Origin of the sequence: Bradyrhizobium sp. CB3481 (assembly GCF_029714305.1) — a bacterium.
Lineage (GTDB): Bacteria > Pseudomonadota > Alphaproteobacteria > Rhizobiales > Xanthobacteraceae > Bradyrhizobium.
Genome location: NZ_CP121647.1, coordinates 4,947,237 through 4,964,842, shown reverse-complemented (window position 1 = coordinate 4,964,842; position 17,606 = coordinate 4,947,237). Strand labels below are relative to the sequence as shown.

Sequence of the window (17,606 nt, the reverse complement as noted above, 5' to 3'; positions counted from 1 at the left end):
CCCTGAGATCGCGCCGGCGATCAGCGTTTTTCGATCGCCTCGACGAGGTGTTCGACCTCGGCCTCGAGTGCATGTACCTGTGATGCGTGCGGATCCGGAATAAGGCCGCGCATGACCGCGATGCGCTTGACCAGTTCGGAGATGGCCTGAACCAGCAACAGCGCGAACCCGATGATGATCAACGACTTGGCCGGCCATTGCGGCAAGCCGCCGGCGTTGCCGGATTGCTCGTTGATTTCGAATGAACGCATGAAGAATGGACCGCCGGTGACGATCATGACGATGGTCAGCGGCAGCAGGAAAAAAATATGGCCGACGAGATCGATAATGTCGCGGACCCGCTTCGGGAACAGATTGTTCACGATGTCGATCCGGATATGTTCGTTGTCGAGCAGCGTCCAGGGCGAGCACAGCAGGAACACGATGCCGAACAGCACCCATTGCAGTTCGAGCCAGGAATTCGACGAGACGTCGAAGGTTTTCCGTACCGCCGCGTTAACGGCGGATATGATCACAGCAAGCAGAATGAGCCAGGCCAGGCGCTTGCCCGTCCACCTCGTAAACGCGTCGATTCCATGGCTCAATTTCAAGAGCGATTGCAACGGAAACCCTCCCCAATTTGCATCTGCAGTCTTGACAGCGCCCATAGGGCGCAGCGGCTTGTCCAGCCGGGCTAGCATGAAGCCCCCGCACCAAACCAGCGAGCGCAGCCGCCGTCAATTGGAAGTTTGTTGATATTGTAAGGGAATTAGCTCTATCGACCGGGGTCGTCCAGTCCTGAATGCCCGGCCGCTTTGGCTGCCCCTCGCTATTGCTTTTGAGGACCGAAATCCAGCGGCGGAAGCTCGATTTCCGGTACTTCGATCCTGACCTTGTCAAGATCGACGTTCCGAGGGGCGTCGAGCAAGGCCGTCACCGTAACCGGAAAAGCGATCACGATCGCCACCATGATAGCCTGCAGACCGATCCACGGCAGGGCTCCCCAATAGATGTCGGAACTCTTGACCTCCTTAGGCGCGACGCCGCGCAAATAGAACAGGGCAAAGCCGAAGGGCGGATGCAGAAACGAGGTCTGCATGTTGACGCAGAGCATCACGCCGAACCAGATCAATGCGGCATCCGCGCCGACGACCGGTGCCAGCACTTTCTGCGCGATCGGCGCCACCATCGGCAGGATGATGAAGGCGATCTCGAAGAAGTCGAGGAAGAACGCCAGGAAGAAGATGAACAGGTTGATGAAGATCAGGAAGCCCCAGACGCCGCCGGGGAGCGAGGTCAAATGGTGTTCGAGCCAGACGCCGCCGGAAACGCCGAGGAACACCACCGAGAAGCAGGTTGAGCCGATCAGGATGAACACCACCATGGTGGAGAGGCGCATCGTCGACTCATAGCCCTGCTTGATCAGATCACGCAGGTCCGGAATGCGGACGGCTTCCAGGCAGAGCCAGACCACCGCGAGATAGAGCACCGCGAAGGTCAGTTTGAGCACTTTGCCTTCGCCGAGGAGAATGCCGACGATCACGGCGACGCCGGTAGCGGCGATGCCGAGAAGGAGCATCTTGTGCCCCTTGTCGCTGAGGTCCTTGTGATGGATCGCCGCGAGCACGATGGCGCCGATGGCGCCCATCGCGCCGGCTTCGGTCGGCGTCGCCAGACCGAGCATCATGGTGCCGAGCACCACGAAGATCAGAACGGCCGAGGGAATGATGCCCATCAGGCATTTTTTCCACAGCGCCCAGCCGGTCAGCGTCCGCGCCTCCTTCGGCACGGCCGGCACGTGATGGGGCCGGAAGATGCCGAGGAAGAACGTGTAGCCGGCGAACAGGACGATCTGCAGGATCGACGGTCCCCAGGCGCCGAGATACATGTCGCCGACCGATTTGCCGAGTTGGTCGGCCATCACGATCAGCACCAGCGAGGGCGGCACCAGTTGCGTGATGGTGCCGGATGCGGCGAGCACGCCGGTGATGTAGCGGGTGTTATAGCCGTAGCGGAGCATCACCGGCATCGAGATCAGCGCCATGGCGATGACCTGTGCCGCCACCGTGCCGGTGATTGCGCCGAGAATGAAGCCGACGATGATCACGGAATAGCCTAGGCCGCCACGGACCGGGCCGAACAGCTGGCCCATCGAGTCCAGCATGTCCTCGGCGAGGCCGCATCGCTCCAGCACCGAGCCCATGAAGGTGAAGAAGGGGATCGCCAGCAGCAATTCATTGGAAAGCACGCTGCCGAAGATGCGGCCCGGGATAGCCTGCAGGAAGTTCAGGTCGAAGAAGCCGAGATGGATCGACAGGAAGCCGAACGACAGCCCGAGCGCGGCTAGCGTGAAGGCCACCGGGAAGCCGATCAGCATGGCCAGAATCAAGCCGCCGAACATCAGCGGCGGCATCGTCTCCAGCGTGATCATTGAGTCGGCCTCTCGTACTTCGCATCGATCACGACATAACCCTGCAGTGCCGCGATGCGCTTGATCACCTCGGAGACGCCTTGCAGCGCCAGGAATACGAAGCCCACGGGAACGACGAGCTTGATCGGCCAGCGCAGGAGGCCGCCGGCGTTGCTCGAAGTTTCACCCACCGCATAGGCCTGCATGAAGAACGGCCACGACAGATAGCTGAGCAGCAGGCAGGACGGGATCAGGAAGAACAGCGTGCCGATCAGATCGAGCTTGAGCTGTCCACGCTCGGACAGCATCAGATAGAGGATCTCGACCCGGACATGCTCGTTCTTCTTGAAAGTGTAGGAAGCGCCGAACATCACGAAGACGGCGAACATGTACCATTGCAGTTCGAGCCAGGCGTTGGAGGAGTAGCCGAACGCGTAGCGGATCATCGCATTGGCAGCGCTGACGACGCAGGCAGCGAGCACTAGCCAGTTACAGATACCGCCGAGCTTCTCATTGAGCCAGTCGATCAAATTACTCAGTGCCAGCAATGGGCGCATTACGCTCTCCTCGACACGTCAGTTCATGCGTGCCCGGACTTCTTCATTGATGTTGCGTTGCCGACTTGCGCCAGACGCCTGGAGCCCCCTTGCAATCAACCGACACGTCGATGCGCTCCGTGCCATAAACGCACGCGCCGTAGCTCATTCGCAGATGCGATTGCAATGTTCAGTCCCCCCGATCTCGCGCTACCGCCGGCTTGGCTGCACCTGAAGATGCAGAGGCCTGTCTCGGCCATGCTGGTGGCGTGGCAGCAGGCGCACCATTTCAGCGCGGCGGGACGGCGTCAATTGGCGATTTGGAGATCGGCGCCAGGGCAAGCCTGTTGCGCGGAAAGCGTTAACGCGGCATCGAAAGTTCAACCACCGGTAACGCTCATGTGGCGGCTAACACTCGGGCGGTTATGCCGGCGGTCGATGATGAAATTATGCCCCTTGGGCTTCAGCCCGATCGCGCGATCGATCGTAGCAGACAGCAGGTCGTCGTCGGCGGAGGCCCGCAACGGCTTGCGCAAATCGGAGGCATCCTCGTGGCCGAGGCAGGTGTGCAGCGTGCCGGTGCAGGTGATCCGTACCCGGTTACAGGACTCGCAGAAATTATGCGTCATCGGTGTGATGAAGCCGAGCTTGCCGCCGGTTTCACCGACCCGAACGTAGCGCGCGGGGCCGCCGGTATTCTCGTCGAGATCGGTCAGCGTGTAGTGCTGGGCGAGGCGGGCGCGCACCAGCGACAGCGGCACATACTGGTCGATCCGGCCTTCGCCGATCTCGCCCATCGGCATCACCTCGATCAGCGTCAACGCCATGCCCTTGCCGTGCGCCCATTCCATCAGCGAGGGGATTTCCTCCTCGTTCATGTTCTTCAGCGCCACGGCGTTGATCTTGACCGCAAGGCCGGCCTCGCGTGCCGCCTCTATGCCGGCGAGCACCTTGTCGAGATCGCCCCAGCGCGTGATGGCGCGGAACTTTTGCGCATCGAGCGTGTCGAGCGAGACGTTGATGCGGCGGACGCCGCAATCGCTGAGCTCGGCGGCGAAGCGCGCCAGTTGCGAAGCGTTGGTGGTGAGCGTCAACTCATCGAGCGCGCCGCTGCCAAGGTGCCGCGACAGCGAGCGCACCAGCGACATCACGTTGCGCCGGACCAAGGGCTCGCCGCCGGTGAGACGGATCTTGCGCACGCCCTTGGCAATGAAGGCCGAGCAGAGACGGTCGAGTTCCTCGAGCGTCAGGAGGTCCTTCTTCGGCAGGAACGTCATGTCCTCGGACATGCAGTAGAAGCAGCGCAGGTCGCAGCGATCGGTCACCGATACGCGCAGGTACCGGATGGTCCGGCCGAAGGGGTCGACCATCGGACGCAACAGATGATCGGGTGACGGAGATCCGCTCATTCAAACTGCCTTGTAGCCACTAGAAGGGGCCGCCTGTGCCCCGGGGTTCGCTAGCATAATCTAGGCAGCTTGTGAGGCCCCCACAATCGGCAACGCAGCGCCGGGTTAGCGCGGTGCAGCAGGGGCCGGCGCCGCGGCGGCCTTCGGCTTCTTCTTCGGCCGCATCGGCTTGCGCGCCTTGGCGGGCGGCGCGACCGGCCTGAGTTCGGCGAACACCGGGCTTGGCTCGATGATGGTGGTGGGCGGCGAGGCAAAATCCCCGGGATTTCGGATCACCTGGATCGGCACCGTGACCGGCTCGAATTTGGCCATCGCGAAGGTGACGGAGAAGCCGGCGTCGGGCGCGGGTACCTGGACCGAGCAGGGGGTCTTGCAGGCCGGTCCGAGCGAGGTCGTGGCCTCCGCACCCGGCGGCGCCGATTCAAGCGCAACCGGCACCAGGGGTGGCGCCGACTTGAAGGAATCGAGGGAAAACGAGGAGCATCCGGCGAGAACCATCCCGGCGACGGCAATCGCGATGACACGGCGCATGATCGGGCACTCTGGGTTGCGGCAATCCGCCACAAGGGAACCATAGGAGTGCAGCAACAGGGCCGCAACCGAACCGGCCAAATTCGTTAAAGAATGGTTAACGCCGCAAAATGTCGCTCCAAATACTTCACGGAAATCAAACGATTAGGAACGGGATGGAACTTTACTGAGGGCTTCCACCGCCGCCGGCAGGTCGCTCATATGGCCGATCAGCCGGTCCGGCTTCAATTCGGCGATCGGAACGTCGGTATAGCCGAACTCGACCCCAATCACGGGAACCCCGGCCCGCCGCGCCACGCCGACATCCGGGCCGGCGTCGCCGACCATAATGGTGGTGGCGATAGACCCGCCGGCCCGTGCCACCGTCTGCTGCAGGATGATCGGGTCAGGCTTGGCGACGCCGAAAGTGTCGGCGCCGCAGATCGCCGAAAATCGTCCGCTCAGGCCCAATTGGTCGAGCAGCCGCTTTGACAGCCATTCCAACTTGTTGGTGCACACCGCGAAGCGGCAGCCCAGCACCTTGAGTTCGTCAAGGGCGACCTCCAGCCCCTCGAACGGCCGCGAGGCGTCGGCAATGTGGGTGGCGTAATAATCGATGAAATCTCTGGTCAAGCGGTTGAGGTCGTCGACACTCGTGACCCGGCCCTCGACCTCGAGCCCGCGCTCGATCAGCTTGCGCGCGCCGGCGCCGATCATGTTGCGCGCCGATTCGAAAGGGAGAGGCGGCAACCCTTCACGGTCGAGCACGTAATTGAGCGCGGCAATCAGGTCCGGCGCGGTATCGACGAGGGTGCCGTCTAGGTCGAAGACAACGGTGCGGGGAAAGCTCATCGGAATTCGCTAGCGGCAGCCGAGATATCATGCAAGTAGGGAACTCAAACAGAGGGAGCAGCCCATGCGGGAGCTTGCCGGCAAGACGGCATTTGTGACCGGTGGCGCCGCCGGGATCGGGTTGGCGCTCGGCCGGGCGTTCGCCCAGGCCGGCATGAAGGTGATGCTGGCCGATATCGAGGCGGACGCGCTGCAGGCTGCCGTCGCGAGCCTGCGGGAAATTTCGCCCGATATCAGCGGCACCGTTTGCGATGTCGCCGATGCCGCAAGCGTGGAACGCGCCGCGGAAGCCTCATTCGACGCCTTCGGGAAGGTGCATGTGGTCTGCAACAATGCCGGCGTCGCGGCCGGCGGCGGCATCGACCACGTCTCGCTCGACAATTGGCGATGGGTGATCGATGTGAACCTGATGGGCGTCGTGCACGGCATCAAGAGCTTCCTGCCGCACATCCGCGCCCACGGCGAGGGCGGCCATATCGTCAACACTGCGTCGATGGCGGGAATGCATGCCGGGCTGGGCTTGAGCCCTTATCACGCGAGCAAATTCGCCGTGGTGAGTATGTCGGAAGGTCTCGCGGTGCAGCTCAAGCCGCACGGCATCGGCGTCAGCGTGTTATGTCCGAGCTATGTGCGCACCCGCATCGGCGAGAGCGGACGCAATCGTCCCCCGCGCTATGGCCAGTCGCAACCGCTCGATCCTGCCAGTCCGGCCGCGGCGATGCTGGCCGAGATCATCCGAAACATCGATGCCGGGCTTGCGCCGGAGGTGGTCGGTGCGCGCGTACTGAGCGCGATCCACAACGATGAACTGTATATTTTCACCCATCCGGGCATGCGGGCCCAGGTGGAGGGGCGGTTCGCGGCCATTTTGGCGGCAATGGATGAGGTTTCGCCCCCATAATCCTGCTCATGCACGGCTTTTAGGCGCTGTTCCCAGGGCCAAAACGACGCTAGACATGCGCCCGCGGATCGGCGGATTCCTTCGGAGCATCGTCAGCACGTGAACATGGACCAATTGAAGCGCCAGGCGGCGGCGCAGGCGCTGGAGCAGGTACAGGACGGCATGAAGCTGGGGCTCGGCACCGGCTCGACCGCCAGGCATTTCGTCGATCTGCTCGGCGAGCGGGTGGCGGGGGGCTTGCGTGTGGTCGGCGTACCGACCTCGGAGGCGACCCGTGCCCAGGCCGAAGCCTGCAAAATTCCCCTGACCACGCTCGATGAAGTCGACCGGCTCGATCTCACGGTCGATGGCGCCGACGAGATGGATCCCGCGCTGAACCTGATCAAGGGCGGCGGCGGCGCGTTGCTGCGGGAGAAGATCGTGGCGGCCGCGTCGGATCGCATGATCGTGATTGCGGACGACACCAAATGGGTCGATGTGCTCGGCCGTTTCCCCCTACCTGTCGAGGTGATCCCGTTCGGGCTGGCCGCAACCCAGCGGGCCATGGCCGCGGCATTTGCCCAAAGCGGCGTTTCCGGGCAAATGGGGCTCCGCAAGGGCAGGGACGGCCACGTTTTTGTCACCGATGGCGGCCACTGGATTGTCGATGCCCATCTTGGGCGCATCACGGATGCGCCGCGTCTGGCGGACCTGTTGAGCCTGATCCCGGGTGTCGTCGAGCACGGGTTGTTCATTGGCCTGGCCAGCACCGCCATCCTGGCAGGTGCGCAGGGAATTCGCGTAGTTGAGCGGCGGTAACGCCGGAAATCGAGGAGAATCGGAATGAAGAGCCTTTCACGGATTTTGTCGGCGGCCGGCCTTGCAGTGGGACTGGCCCTGACCGCCGTTCCGGCCGAGGCGCAGCAGAAAAACGCGCCCGCAGCGCCCGCGACCACGCAACTGAAGCCCGGTTCGCCGGCGGCGATCGCTGCCGCGAAGGAAATCCTGGCGATGAAGAATGCGTCGGCGATGTACGCCAACGCCGTTCCCAATCTCGTCGAGCAGACCAAGAACGTGCTGATGCAGAGCAATCTGAACTATCAGAAGGATCTCAACGAGGTCGCGGTGATCATCGCCAAGAATCTGGCGGGCCGCGAAAAGGAAATCGGCGACGGCATGGCGCAGGTCTACGCCAACGAGTTCACCGAGCAGGAGTTGAAGGACCTCGTGACCTTCTACAAGTCGCCGCTTGGCCAGAAGCTGCTCGCGAACGAACCCCGCGCCATCCAGTTCAGCATGTCCTACATGAATCAGTGGGCGCAGCAATTTGCCGAAACGATCAACGGCCAGTTCCGCGCCGAGATGAAGAAGCGCGGCAAGGAAATCTGAGTTGGCGAATTGCGAATAGCGAGTAGCGAATGGAACGTGCGCAACCGGGTGAGCTTACGATTCGCTATTCGCCACTCGCTACTCGCGGAAACTGAGGCTGGCCATGGCTGAGTTCGACGTCGATCTGTTCGTCATCGGCGGTGGTTCGGGCGGCGTACGCGCCGCCCGCATCGCCGCCGGCTACGGCGCCAAGGTCATGGTTGCCGAAGAATACCGGATGGGCGGCACCTGCGTAATCCGCGGCTGCGTACCGAAAAAGCTGTTCGTGCTCGGCTCCCACGTCCGCCACGAGATCGCCGATGCCGCCGGCTTCGGCTGGACCATATCAGATGTCTCGTTTGATTGGACGACGCTGGTCGCCAACAAGGACAAGGAGATCGCCCGCCTCGAGGGCATCTACGCCGCCAATGTCGAGAAATCGGGCGCGCGCATCGCGAAGACCCGCGCGGTGCTGGAAGACGCGCACACCCTGCGCCTGATGACCGGCGAAAAGGTCACCGCGAAATACATCCTGATCGCGACCGGCGGCGCGCCCAACCACGGCCGCGAGATCCCCGGCATCGAGCATGTGATTTCCTCCAACGAGGCGTTTCATCTCACCGAACTGCCGAAGCGCATCGTGATCCAGGGCGGCGGTTATATCGCGCTGGAATTCGCCGGCATCTTTGCCGGCTTCGGCTCCGACGTCACCGTGATCTATCGCGGCGACAATATCTTGCGTGGTTTCGACGAGGACGTCCGCAAGCACGTCCGCGCCGAGATGGAGAAGCAGGGCATTACCATCATCACCGGCTGCACCATCGAGAAGGTGGACCGGTACGGCAACGAGTTCACGACGCATTTGTCGAGCGGCTCGAGCATTGCCTCGGAGAAGGTGATGTTCGCGATCGGGCGGCATCCGAACGTTGCCAATCTCGGGCTCGAGAAGGCCGGCGTCGCCATCAACCCGGCGAATGGCGGCATCGCCGTCGACGAATGGTCGAAGACCTCGGTCGACAATATCTACGCGATCGGCGACGTCACCCACCGCCTCAACCTGACGCCGGTCGCGATCCGCGAGGGCCACGCCTTCGCCGACACCGTGTTCGGCAAGCGCCCGGTGCAGGTCGATCACTCCACCATTCCGACCGCCGTGTTCTCGCAGCCCGAAGTCGGCACCGTAGGGCTGACCGAGGCGCAGGCGCGTGCGCAGTTCGACCATGTCGATATCTACAAGGCAGATTTCCGCCCCATCAAGGCGACGATGTCCGGCCGCGATACCCGCGTGCTGATGAAGCTTGTCGTCGACGGCGCGAGCGACCGCGTGCTCGGCTGCCACATCGTCGGCGACACCGCCGCCGAAATCGTCCAGGCGGTGGCGATCGCGGTGAAGATGAAGGCGACCAAGGCCGATTTCGATGCGACGATTGCACTGCATCCGACGGCCGCGGAAGAGCTGGTGACGATGCGAACGCCGACGGCACGATATGTGCGCGAGGCGGCGGAGTAAGCAGGTCGTAGGATGGGTAGAGCGAAGCGAAACCCATCATTTCCTTTCGCGGAGAAGATGATGGGTATCGCTTCGCTCCACCCATCCTACAGGCTGACGTGACCCATTACTTAAGAACAGAGGCAGACAAACAATGATTGAGCAGATCGGCATTATCGGCGCGGGCACGATGGGCAACGGCATTGCGCAGGTGTGTGCCGCCGCCGGACTTCCGGTCGTCATGACCGATATCGCCGATGCCGCGCTGGCGCGGGGCATGTCGGTCGTGTCCAGCAGCCTCGAGCGCCTCGTCAACAAGCAGAAGATGACCGACGCCGACCGGCAGGCCGCGATTGCGCGCATCACCACCACCACGGACACTGCGAAGCTTGCCACCTGCGATCTCGTCATCGAGGCCGCGACCGAGAACGAGGAGCTGAAGGTCAAGATCCTGAAGGACCTCTGTACAAAACTGCGGCCGCAGGCGCTGCTCGCGACCAATACCTCGTCGATCTCGATTACAAAACTCGCCGCCGCGACCGACCGTCCGGACCGCTTCATCGGCATGCACTTCTTCAACCCGGTGCCGCTGATGGCGTTGCTCGAACTGATCCGCGGCCTGCAGACGTCCGACGACACCCACGCCAAGGCGGAAGCCTTTGCCAAGCGGGTCGGCAAGGTCGCGATCACGGCGAAGAACAGCCCGGGCTTTGCGGTCAACCGCATCCTGTGCCCGATGATCAACGAGGCGATCTTCGCGCTGCAGGAAGGTATTGCCACCGCCGAGGACCTTGACGCCGGCATGAAGCTCGGCTGCAACCACCCGATCGGCCCGCTCGCGCTCGCCGACATGATCGGCCTCGATACGATGCTGTCGGTGATGGAAGTCTTCTACGAAGGTTTCAACGATCCGAAATACCGTCCCGCGCCGCTGCTCAAGGAAATGGTCGCCGCCGGCCATCTCGGCCGCAAGACCGGGCAGGGGTTTTACAACTACGGGAAATGAGCGTTGTTGCGTAGGGTGGGTTAGCGTAGCGTAACCCACCATCTTTGTTTCCGCGCGGAAGGAACGGTGGGTTACGGCTTCGCCTAACCCACCCTACGCAGTCATTTCGGATCGGGCTGCACAAGTCCCGCCGCAGGATTTTCGAACTTCCCCGCGCGCGCGAGTTTCACCGCGTTGCCGAGCGCGCGGGCGGCGTTGCGCACTTCCTCCTGGAATTCGCGATCTTCATCCAGCGCCTCGTGCGAGGTGGCATAGGGCTCCATGTAGCCGACATAGCCTTCGGCTTCCGCGGTGCGGCCGGCGGAGATCAGGGCCATGTCGGTCAGCCAGTCCGACAGCGAGCGGCGCAGCATTTCGGCGCCGGCGCTGTCGCCGTGCACGACGAGGCCAAAATGCCGTCCCGCCAGATGCCGCGGGTAGGGCCATCCCTTCAGCTCGAGCGCCTTGGCCTGGTCAGCGTGCTTGCCGTGGGTTGAGGTCGGATCGGGATTGCCGCCGTCGGCGCAGACCAGGCGGTCCATCATCGCCTTCAGCGGGGTCGGGGCGTGGTACCAGTTGACCGGCGCCACGATCAGGATGCCATGGGCCGCGACCCATAGCGGATAGATCTCGTTCATCCAGTCGTCGGTCTGATTAAGCGAATAGTTCGGATAACAGCTGCAGGGCCAGTGGCAGAGCGGCATCGCGGTAGCGACGCAGGACTTGCAGGGATGAATCTGCCGGCCGAACTCCGACGTCAGCCGCGACAGGTCGAGAATGTCGACGGCAAATCCCATCCCGGCAAATATCGGCTCGGTGAGCTTGGCCAGCCGCCACGTCTTCGACGATTCGCCGGGGCAGGTGTGCTCGCTACGCGCCGAGCCGTTGATGATGAGAATGCGCGGCACTGCTGCCATATCGTCGTGGCGCCGCTGGGCCTCGAGAATGGCCTGGCGCGCGGCGAGCCAGTCGACCGAGATTTCATATTCAGGATCGGCAAAGCCTGGCCCCGCCTTGCGTGTATGGGGGGCTTTGCGCGAATGGCTGTAGGCGTCCCATGCGGCCGCGACGATGGCATCGAGTTCGCGTTGCAACGGCTGGAAAGCCGGATCGACAAACCGGCTGCGATAGCGCTTTTCGAATTCCTCGCGCGGCAGTTTGACGGGCGGCATTTCCTTGCGAATATCCGGCGCCGCCATGGATCGATCCTCGCGTGATGGGTTTGAGGGCAACTCCGGAGCGGGAGCGGCGGTTCCAGCAGGCGCTAATCCGGACGCCAGAGTTCGAACAGTTCTGCGGCGCTGATCAGGTCGATCTGCGCGTTGAACCGCGTCCGGTACATCGTCATCAGCGCATCGTGGCCGGTGTCGGAGGAGCTGCACAGCGCGTCCTGAACGATGACGACGCGGAAGCCGAGATCGACGGCGCTAAGCGCGGTCGAGAGTACGCATACGTCGGTTTCCGCGCCCGACACGATCACCGTTCCGACATGCCGCTCAACCAGGAGATGGCCAAGCCTCGAGCCGAAGAAGGCCGAATAGGCGGGCTTGTCGACCACCAGCGCCGGCGGCGTGTAGCGCGCAAGCTCCGGCACCAGGTCGAGCGCGTCCGGCGGAAGACTGCCGCGCGTCGCACGCTGCCATTTGGTGAAATAGACCTGCCACTGGCCGCGCCGGTCCTCGGGTTTTTCCGGCGTGACGAAGCGCGTGAACACTGTCCGTTCGCGATAGCGCGCGCAGATATCCGAGATCACCGGCAGCACACGCTCCATCCATGGCGTTTCCCATACGCCGCCCTTGGCGAAGATGTTTTGCATATCGATGCACAGATGCGCCGCGTCGCTGATGGCTTGCATCGAAGGCCTCTGATGGTTTGTTGGCTAATTCGGCAAACAGAAACTGGTTTCAGCAAGGGCTTGAAACGTTTCGCAGCAACGCCTGCGAGCCGAACGCGCGCGATGTGACCAATGCCGGCAAAGCACGCCAAAGATTGATTCGTACCGAGGGTGTTCACTGTAACGAAAATGGCAGCCATGCGGGAACAATCGGTCGGGAACGTTGTTGGGGCGGGGTTTGTACCTGCCATCCCCCCAGCCATCTGTGGAGTATTCATGCTAAAACCCCTCGCTGTCGCGTCGACGGTTCTGCTCGTGTTCTCCGTTCAGGCCGAGGCCCGTCCCCATCATCGGCATCACGGCCATCGGGCACACGCCTGGTGCGGAAGCTACCTAAGCAAATATCTCGGCAAACCTGATCGGCGTCTGGCGCTGGCGCGCTCGTGGGCCGGTGAAGGCATGAACGCCGGCGGCCCCGGCATTGGCGTCGTCGTTGTCTGGCGCCATCATGTCGGAATCATCACGGGGCAAACGCCCGATGGCCAGTGGATCGTTCACAGCGGCAACGATGGCGGCGCGGTCCGCACACGCCCGCGCTCGCTCGCCGGTGCGATAGCGTTCAGGAGGGTTTAGCAAATACTGTCATTGCGAGTCATCGAGCGCGCATTCGCGCGACCCGGTGGCTCGCAATGACGGCAGCGAATCTATTTCTCCGCTTCAAGCCACTCCGCCGCGCCGCGCCACAGTGTGTCGCGGTGCTCGGGCCTGAAAAATCCCATATGTCCGATCCTCGCGGCACCGGCCTCTGCCGGCGTCACCGTGATGATCTCCGGCGTGATCGATGTGAATCCCGCGCACAGGAGTTCGACCGCGGGCCGCGTCGCCCAGGGGGCGTCGGCCATGCAGAGCGCGCGCAACGCGCCCCGGTACTTCGGAAAATTCTGCAAGGTATCGAGCCCGGAATCGTCGAACAGATAGCGCGGGCTCATCACCCAGCGGGCCCATTGCAGGAACGCATCCTTCGGCAGGTCCATGCCGAGGCCGGCCTTGCCCGGCATGTAGCCGAGTATGCGGGTGAGGGGACGGCCGACAAAGTTCAAGAGGGCATAGACGCGGTAGCGCTCCGGCGCCGTCATCAGTTTCCAGTAGCCGGCCTGCGCCGCAATCAGAAGCGCGCGCTCGATTTTCGAATTGTTCGGCAACAGGCCGAGCGCCTGGCCGCCGAAGGAGTGCCCGACATAGGCGAACGGCAGCGTCTTGTAGCGCTCGCGCATCCAGGCGACGGCTGCCGTGATGTCCTGTGCCGCCCAGTCCGACATCGAGGCTTTGAAGCCGACCAGCGATTTCGGCCGGTGGGTGCCGGTCAGCGACTGCTGCCGGCTGTCGCCGGTGCCGCGGTAGTCGTAGGTCAGCACCGCGCAGCCGCGCTTGGCGAGGTAGCCGGCGAAGCCGCGGTACAATCTACGGGGGACGGCGGTCGCCGAATTGATCAGGATGGCGTGGCGCTTGGCCCCGCGGGGCAGAAACAGCGTCGCGGCCAGGGGGTATCCGTCCGCCGCGGGCAGCGTGATATCGTCGCTAAAAACGTCGTCCAGCCCCGGCCCGGTCACTGCTTGTCCTCCTCAGCTTCCGCGAGCGTCCGCAAGCAAATGCGAATTCGGCTTTGACTGCAAGGGTTTGTCAGGATTACCTGAAATCCAACTGGCGGTTGGCCGAAGGTCTGTGTATAACGCGGCCCTTCCGATAAGTTACGGTTTTTGCTCAGGAGTTAACGACATGTCCGAGCGGTGGACGCCCGACAGCTGGCGCACCAAGCCGGTGCTCCAAGTCCCCGATTATCCCGATGCCAAGGCATTGGCCGACGTCGAGGCGCAGCTCGCCACGTTCCCGCCGCTGGTGTTCGCCGGCGAGGCGCGCAACCTGAAAAAGGCGCTGGCGCGGGTGGCGAAGGGCGAGGCGTTCCTGCTGCAAGGCGGCGATTGCGCCGAGAGCTTTGCCGAGCATGGCGCCAACAACATCCGCGACTTCTTCCGCGTGTTGCTGCAGATGGCGGTCGTGCTGACCTATGCCGGCGCGCTGCCAGTGGTGAAGGTCGGCCGCATCGCCGGTCAGTTCGCAAAACCGCGCTCGTCGAACACCGAGAAGGTTGACGGTGTCGAACTGCCGAGCTATCGCGGCGACATCATCAACGACATCGCCTTCACGCCGGAAGCGCGCATTCCCGACCCGCAGCGCCAGATGATGGCGTACCGGCAATCGGCCGCGACGCTCAACCTGCTCCGCGCGTTCGCGACCGGCGGCTTTGCCAATCTCGGCAGCGTGCACCAGTGGATGCTCGGCTTCCTCAAGGATTCCCCGCAGTCGCGGCGTTACAAGGAGCTGGCCGACCGCATTTCCGATGCGCTGAATTTCATGCGCGCCTGCGGCCTCGACCTCGAAAGCCACCCAGAGCTGCGCGCGACCGATTTCTACACCAGCCATGAGGCGCTGCTGCTTGGCTACGAGCAGGCGCTGACCCGCGTCGATTCCACCACCGGCGACTGGTACGCGACGTCGGGACACATGATCTGGATCGGCGACCGCACCCGCCAGCTCGATCACGGCCATGTCGAGTATTTCCGCGGCATCAAGAATCCGATCGGCCTGAAATGCGGTCCCTCGCTGAAGCCGGACGAGCTCTTGAAGCTGATCGACGTCCTCAATCCCGACAACGAGCCGGGACGGCTGACGCTGATTGGCCGCTTCGGCTCCGACAAGATCGCCGATCATCTGCCCGGCCTGATCCGCGCGGTGCAGCGGGAAGGGCGGGTCGTCGTCTGGTCCTGCGATCCCATGCACGGCAACACCATCACCTCGACATCAGGCTACAAGACCCGGCCGTTCGACCGGGTGCTGGCGGAAGTGAAGTCGTTCTTCGCGGTCCATGCCGCGGAGGGGACGCATGCCGGCGGCGTGCATCTGGAGATGACCGGGCAGGACGTTACCGAATGCATCGGCGGCGCCCGCGCCATCACCGACGAGGATCTCAACGACCGCTATCACACGGTCTGCGATCCCCGCCTCAATGCCGAACAATCGATCGATATGGCTTTCCTGATCGCCGAACTGCTCAAGCAGGAACGCGCGGGCAAGGAAAAGCCGATGCCGGCCGTAGCGGGACTCTGATTTGCTGCGACTTTGGCGGGCCACCATCAATACGCGTAACGGCCTCGCCTTTGCGATCCGTTCGGAGCAGGCCGTCCGCGAGGAGCTGTTCGCGCTGCTACTGTCAGTGCCGCTGGCCTGGCTGGTCGGCGCGACCATGATGCGCCGCGTGGAACTAGTCGCGGCCGTCGCCTTTGTCCTGGTGGTCGAGCTGCTCAACACCGCGATCGAGAAGCTCGCCGACCGCCTGACCATGGACCACGATCCGAAGATCGGCCAGGTCAAGGACATGGGATCGGCGGCGGTCGGCGTCGCATTGTTGATGGCCGGTACATTCTGGCTGTTCGCCCTCGCCGAACGCATAGGCGCAATTTGAACCGAGCAATTGCGGTTTGCTCTTATGCAGGGCACCATCGCTCCCATGACCGAACCAACTTTCAAGATTACGCTGGCGCAGTTGAACCCGACGGTCGGCGACGTCACGGGAAATGCCGCCAAGGCGCGCGCCGCGCGCGCGAAGGCTGCGGCCGATGGCGCCGATCTGCTGCTGCTGCCGGAATTGTTCATCTGTGGCTACCCGCCGGAAGATCTGGTGCTCAAGCCTGCCTTCCAGGCCGCTTGCCGCGCGGCGGTCGAAGAGCTGGCGCGCGAGACCGCAGGGGGCGGGCCGGCCGTCCTGATCGGTACGCCCTGGGTCGAGGACGGCAAGCTCTATAACGCCTGCGCGCTGCTCGATCAGGGCCGCATCGCCGCGCTTCGGTTCAAGGCCAATCTGCCGAACTACGGCGTGTTCGACGAGAAGCGGCTGTTCGCCCGCGGCCCCGCCGCCGGGCCGGTGACGGTCAAGGGCATCCGGGTAGGCGTCCCGATCTGCGAGGACATCTGGCTCGAAGAATCAGAGGAATACGAGAACGTCGTCGAGTGCCTCGCCGAGACCGGCGCGGAAATCCTCGTCGTGCCGAACGGCTCGCCTTACGCCCGCGACAAGAACGATCTGCGGCTGTCGATTGCGGTCGCCCGTGTCACCGAAAGCGGCCTGCCTTTGGTCTATCTCAACCAGATCGGCGGGCAGGACGAGCTGGTGTTCGACGGCGCCTCGTTCGCGCTCAACGCCGATTTTTCGGTCGCGGCGCAACTGCCCGCGTTCGAGGAGCACACCACGACCCTGAGCTGGACCAAGGGCACTGACGGCTGGCGCTGTTCGGGACCAGTGATGCCGCTCATCGAGGGTGACAAGGCCGATTACGCGGCCTGCGTGCTCGGCCTGCGCGACTACGTCCGCAAGAACGGCTTCCCGGGCGTCCTGCTCGGCGTTTCCGGCGGCATCGATTCCGCGCTGTGCGCGGCGATCGCGGTGGATGCGCTCGGCGCCGACCAAGTGCGCGGCGTGATGCTGCCATTCCGCTTTACCGCTCAGGTCTCGCTCGAGGATGCGGCCAAGCTCGCGACAGCGCTGGGCATCCGCTACGAGGTGCTGCCGATCGCGGACGCCGTCAACGGCTTCGAGAAGATTCTGGCCGGGCCGTTCGCCGGCCTGCCACGCGACATCACCGAGGAAAATCTGCAGGCGCGCACCCGAGGCACGCTGCTGATGGCGATTTCCAACAAGACCGGCGCGATGGTGGTGACGACCGGCAACAAGTCGGAAATGTCGGTCGGCTACGCCACGATCTACGGCGACATGAACGGCGGCTTCAATCCGATCAAGGACATCTACAAGACCGAAGTATTCCGCCTCTCCAGCCTGCGCAACGAGTGGAAGCCGGACGGCGCGCTCGGGCCATCGGGCGAGGTGATCCCGGTCAACATCATCACCCGCCCACCGACCGCGGAACTGCGCGAGAACCAGACCGACCAGGATTCGCTGCCGGCTTACGAGATGCTCGACGGCATTCTCGAACGGCTGGTCGAGCGCGAGGAGCCGCTCGCCACGATCATCGCCGCCGGTTTCCCGGCCGACGTGGTGACGCGGATCGACCGGCTGCTCAACATCGCCGAATACAAGCGGCGGCAGGCAGCGCCGGGCGTCAAGGTGACGGAAAAGAACTTTGGCCGCGACCGCCGCTATCCCATCACCAACCGCTTCCGCGACAATGGCAAGGCGCTGCCCGCGCCCGACGACAGACTGGTCGCCCGCGCCGGAAAAGCCTCAGCCGACGCGTTCGAGGGATAAACTCCAACCAGCGAGTTGATGATTTCCCGATAGGCTG

Annotated in this window: 18 protein-coding genes; 9 read left to right on the top strand and 9 right to left on the bottom strand. The window is 63.4% G+C overall.

The window, feature by feature from the left end:
• Nucleotides 1–20 precede the first annotated feature (20 nt).
• The 6 genes from QA643_RS24245 to QA643_RS24220 form a co-directional block, all read right to left on the bottom strand.
• Nucleotides 21–602 carry a TRAP transporter small permease subunit gene (locus tag QA643_RS24245; protein ID WP_283028404.1) on the bottom strand — a complete coding sequence of 194 codons (582 nt, stop codon included), beginning with the start codon at nucleotides 600–602 and terminating at the stop codon, nucleotides 21–23.
• Nucleotides 603–808: 206 nt separating this feature from the next.
• Nucleotides 809–2,410 (bottom strand): TRAP transporter large permease subunit, encoded by a 1,602-nt coding sequence (locus tag QA643_RS24240; protein ID WP_283028403.1) that lies wholly within the window; start codon nucleotides 2,408–2,410, stop codon nucleotides 809–811.
• The gene (locus QA643_RS24235) at nucleotides 2,407–2,946 is read right to left on the bottom strand and encodes a TRAP transporter small permease subunit (RefSeq protein ID WP_283028402.1); all 540 of its coding nucleotides are present in this window, start codon (nucleotides 2,944–2,946) and stop codon (nucleotides 2,407–2,409) included. The genes QA643_RS24240 and QA643_RS24235 overlap by 4 nt, the downstream gene beginning before the upstream one ends.
• 359 nt (nucleotides 2,947–3,305) lie before the next feature.
• The gene (gene moaA / locus QA643_RS24230; protein WP_283028401.1) at nucleotides 3,306–4,334 is read right to left on the bottom strand and encodes a GTP 3',8-cyclase MoaA; all 1,029 of its coding nucleotides are present in this window, start codon (nucleotides 4,332–4,334) and stop codon (nucleotides 3,306–3,308) included.
• A 105-nt stretch (nucleotides 4,335–4,439) separates the two neighbouring features.
• Complete coding sequence (locus tag QA643_RS24225) at nucleotides 4,440–4,865, bottom strand: hypothetical protein (RefSeq protein WP_283028400.1); 426 nt, start codon at nucleotides 4,863–4,865, stop codon at nucleotides 4,440–4,442.
• Nucleotides 4,866–5,009: 144 nt separating this feature from the next.
• Nucleotides 5,010–5,696: an HAD hydrolase-like protein gene (locus QA643_RS24220; protein WP_283028399.1), complete on the bottom strand. Its 687-nt coding sequence runs from the start codon at nucleotides 5,694–5,696 to the stop codon at nucleotides 5,010–5,012.
• A gap of 64 nt (nucleotides 5,697–5,760) precedes the next feature.
• Between QA643_RS24220 and QA643_RS24215 the strand changes: the two genes are divergently transcribed.
• The 5 genes from QA643_RS24215 to QA643_RS24195 all read left to right on the top strand — a co-directional run bounded on the left by QA643_RS24215 (nucleotide 5,761) and on the right by QA643_RS24195 (nucleotide 10,439).
• Nucleotides 5,761–6,597, top strand: a complete 837-nt coding sequence (locus tag QA643_RS24215; RefSeq protein ID WP_283028398.1) for an SDR family NAD(P)-dependent oxidoreductase — start codon at nucleotides 5,761–5,763, stop codon at nucleotides 6,595–6,597.
• Nucleotides 6,598–6,696: 99 nt separating this feature from the next.
• Nucleotides 6,697–7,395: a ribose-5-phosphate isomerase RpiA gene (gene rpiA, locus QA643_RS24210; RefSeq protein WP_283028397.1), complete on the top strand. Its 699-nt coding sequence runs from the start codon at nucleotides 6,697–6,699 to the stop codon at nucleotides 7,393–7,395.
• 24 nt (nucleotides 7,396–7,419) lie between these two features.
• Nucleotides 7,420–7,965 (top strand): DUF2059 domain-containing protein, encoded by a 546-nt coding sequence (locus QA643_RS24205; protein ID WP_283028396.1) that lies wholly within the window; start codon nucleotides 7,420–7,422, stop codon nucleotides 7,963–7,965.
• Nucleotides 7,966–8,068: 103 nt separating this feature from the next.
• Nucleotides 8,069–9,454 carry a glutathione-disulfide reductase gene (gor, locus tag QA643_RS24200; RefSeq protein WP_283028395.1) on the top strand — a complete coding sequence of 462 codons (1,386 nt, stop codon included), beginning with the start codon at nucleotides 8,069–8,071 and terminating at the stop codon, nucleotides 9,452–9,454.
• A gap of 133 nt (nucleotides 9,455–9,587) precedes the next feature.
• A complete protein-coding gene (locus QA643_RS24195; RefSeq protein ID WP_283028394.1) occupies nucleotides 9,588–10,439 on the top strand; it encodes a 3-hydroxybutyryl-CoA dehydrogenase in 852 nt (283 codons plus the stop codon).
• Nucleotides 10,440–10,540: 101 nt separating this feature from the next.
• Here the strand turns inward: QA643_RS24195 and QA643_RS24190 are convergent, their stop codons facing one another.
• On the bottom strand, nucleotides 10,541–11,617 hold the full coding sequence (locus QA643_RS24190; protein ID WP_283028393.1) for a flavodoxin family protein: 1,077 nt from the start codon (nucleotides 11,615–11,617) through the stop codon (nucleotides 10,541–10,543).
• A 65-nt stretch (nucleotides 11,618–11,682) separates the two neighbouring features.
• Nucleotides 11,683–12,273: a cysteine hydrolase gene (locus QA643_RS24185; RefSeq protein WP_283028392.1), complete on the bottom strand. Its 591-nt coding sequence runs from the start codon at nucleotides 12,271–12,273 to the stop codon at nucleotides 11,683–11,685.
• Between the two features lie 255 nt (nucleotides 12,274–12,528).
• Here QA643_RS24185 and QA643_RS24180 point away from each other — a divergent pair, with 255 nt between their 5' ends.
• Nucleotides 12,529–12,885 carry a hypothetical protein gene (locus tag QA643_RS24180; RefSeq protein WP_283028391.1) on the top strand — a complete coding sequence of 119 codons (357 nt, stop codon included), beginning with the start codon at nucleotides 12,529–12,531 and terminating at the stop codon, nucleotides 12,883–12,885.
• 71 nt (nucleotides 12,886–12,956) lie between these two features.
• Here the strand turns inward: QA643_RS24180 and QA643_RS24175 are convergent, their stop codons facing one another.
• The gene (locus QA643_RS24175) at nucleotides 12,957–13,862 is read right to left on the bottom strand and encodes an alpha/beta fold hydrolase (protein WP_283028390.1); all 906 of its coding nucleotides are present in this window, start codon (nucleotides 13,860–13,862) and stop codon (nucleotides 12,957–12,959) included.
• A 166-nt stretch (nucleotides 13,863–14,028) separates the two neighbouring features.
• On the opposite strand from QA643_RS24175, the gene QA643_RS24170 reads away from it, so the two are divergent.
• Genes QA643_RS24170 through QA643_RS24160 form a run of 3 tightly spaced genes read left to right on the top strand, consistent with a single transcriptional unit; the run spans nucleotide 14,029 to nucleotide 17,569 of the window.
• Nucleotides 14,029–15,417 (top strand): 3-deoxy-7-phosphoheptulonate synthase class II, encoded by a 1,389-nt coding sequence (locus tag QA643_RS24170; protein WP_283028389.1) that lies wholly within the window; start codon nucleotides 14,029–14,031, stop codon nucleotides 15,415–15,417.
• Nucleotide 15,418: 1 nt separating this feature from the next.
• Nucleotides 15,419–15,772: a diacylglycerol kinase gene (locus tag QA643_RS24165; RefSeq protein ID WP_283028388.1), complete on the top strand. Its 354-nt coding sequence runs from the start codon at nucleotides 15,419–15,421 to the stop codon at nucleotides 15,770–15,772.
• Between the two features lie 45 nt (nucleotides 15,773–15,817).
• Nucleotides 15,818–17,569 carry an NAD+ synthase gene (locus QA643_RS24160; RefSeq protein ID WP_283028387.1) on the top strand — a complete coding sequence of 584 codons (1,752 nt, stop codon included), beginning with the start codon at nucleotides 15,818–15,820 and terminating at the stop codon, nucleotides 17,567–17,569.
• Nucleotides 17,570–17,606: the final 37 nt, after the last annotated feature.

Bases quoted from the DNA above. Each gene is read 5' to 3' on its own strand.
- QA643_RS24240 (WP_283028403.1), bottom strand. From the start codon at position 2,410: ATGATCACGCTGGAGACGATGCCGCCGCTGATGTTCGGCGGCTTGATT.
- QA643_RS24235 (WP_283028402.1), bottom strand. From the start codon at position 2,946: ATGCGCCCATTGCTGGCACTGAGTAATTTGATCGACTGGCTCAATGAG.
- moaA (WP_283028401.1), bottom strand. From the start codon at position 4,334: ATGAGCGGATCTCCGTCACCCGATCATCTGTTGCGTCCGATGGTCGAC.
- QA643_RS24225 (WP_283028400.1), bottom strand. From the start codon at position 4,865: ATGCGCCGTGTCATCGCGATTGCCGTCGCCGGGATGGTTCTCGCCGGA.
- QA643_RS24220 (WP_283028399.1), bottom strand. From the start codon at position 5,696: ATGAGCTTTCCCCGCACCGTTGTCTTCGACCTAGACGGCACCCTCGTC.
- QA643_RS24215 (WP_283028398.1), top strand. From the start codon at position 5,761: ATGCGGGAGCTTGCCGGCAAGACGGCATTTGTGACCGGTGGCGCCGCC.
- QA643_RS24205 (WP_283028396.1), top strand. From the start codon at position 7,420: ATGAAGAGCCTTTCACGGATTTTGTCGGCGGCCGGCCTTGCAGTGGGA.
- gor (WP_283028395.1), top strand. From the start codon at position 8,069: ATGGCTGAGTTCGACGTCGATCTGTTCGTCATCGGCGGTGGTTCGGGC.
- QA643_RS24195 (WP_283028394.1), top strand. From the start codon at position 9,588: ATGATTGAGCAGATCGGCATTATCGGCGCGGGCACGATGGGCAACGGC.
- QA643_RS24190 (WP_283028393.1), bottom strand. From the start codon at position 11,617: ATGGCGGCGCCGGATATTCGCAAGGAAATGCCGCCCGTCAAACTGCCG.
- QA643_RS24185 (WP_283028392.1), bottom strand. From the start codon at position 12,273: ATGCAAGCCATCAGCGACGCGGCGCATCTGTGCATCGATATGCAAAAC.
- QA643_RS24180 (WP_283028391.1), top strand. From the start codon at position 12,529: ATGCTAAAACCCCTCGCTGTCGCGTCGACGGTTCTGCTCGTGTTCTCC.
- QA643_RS24170 (WP_283028389.1), top strand. From the start codon at position 14,029: ATGTCCGAGCGGTGGACGCCCGACAGCTGGCGCACCAAGCCGGTGCTC.
- QA643_RS24160 (WP_283028387.1), top strand. From the start codon at position 15,818: ATGACCGAACCAACTTTCAAGATTACGCTGGCGCAGTTGAACCCGACG.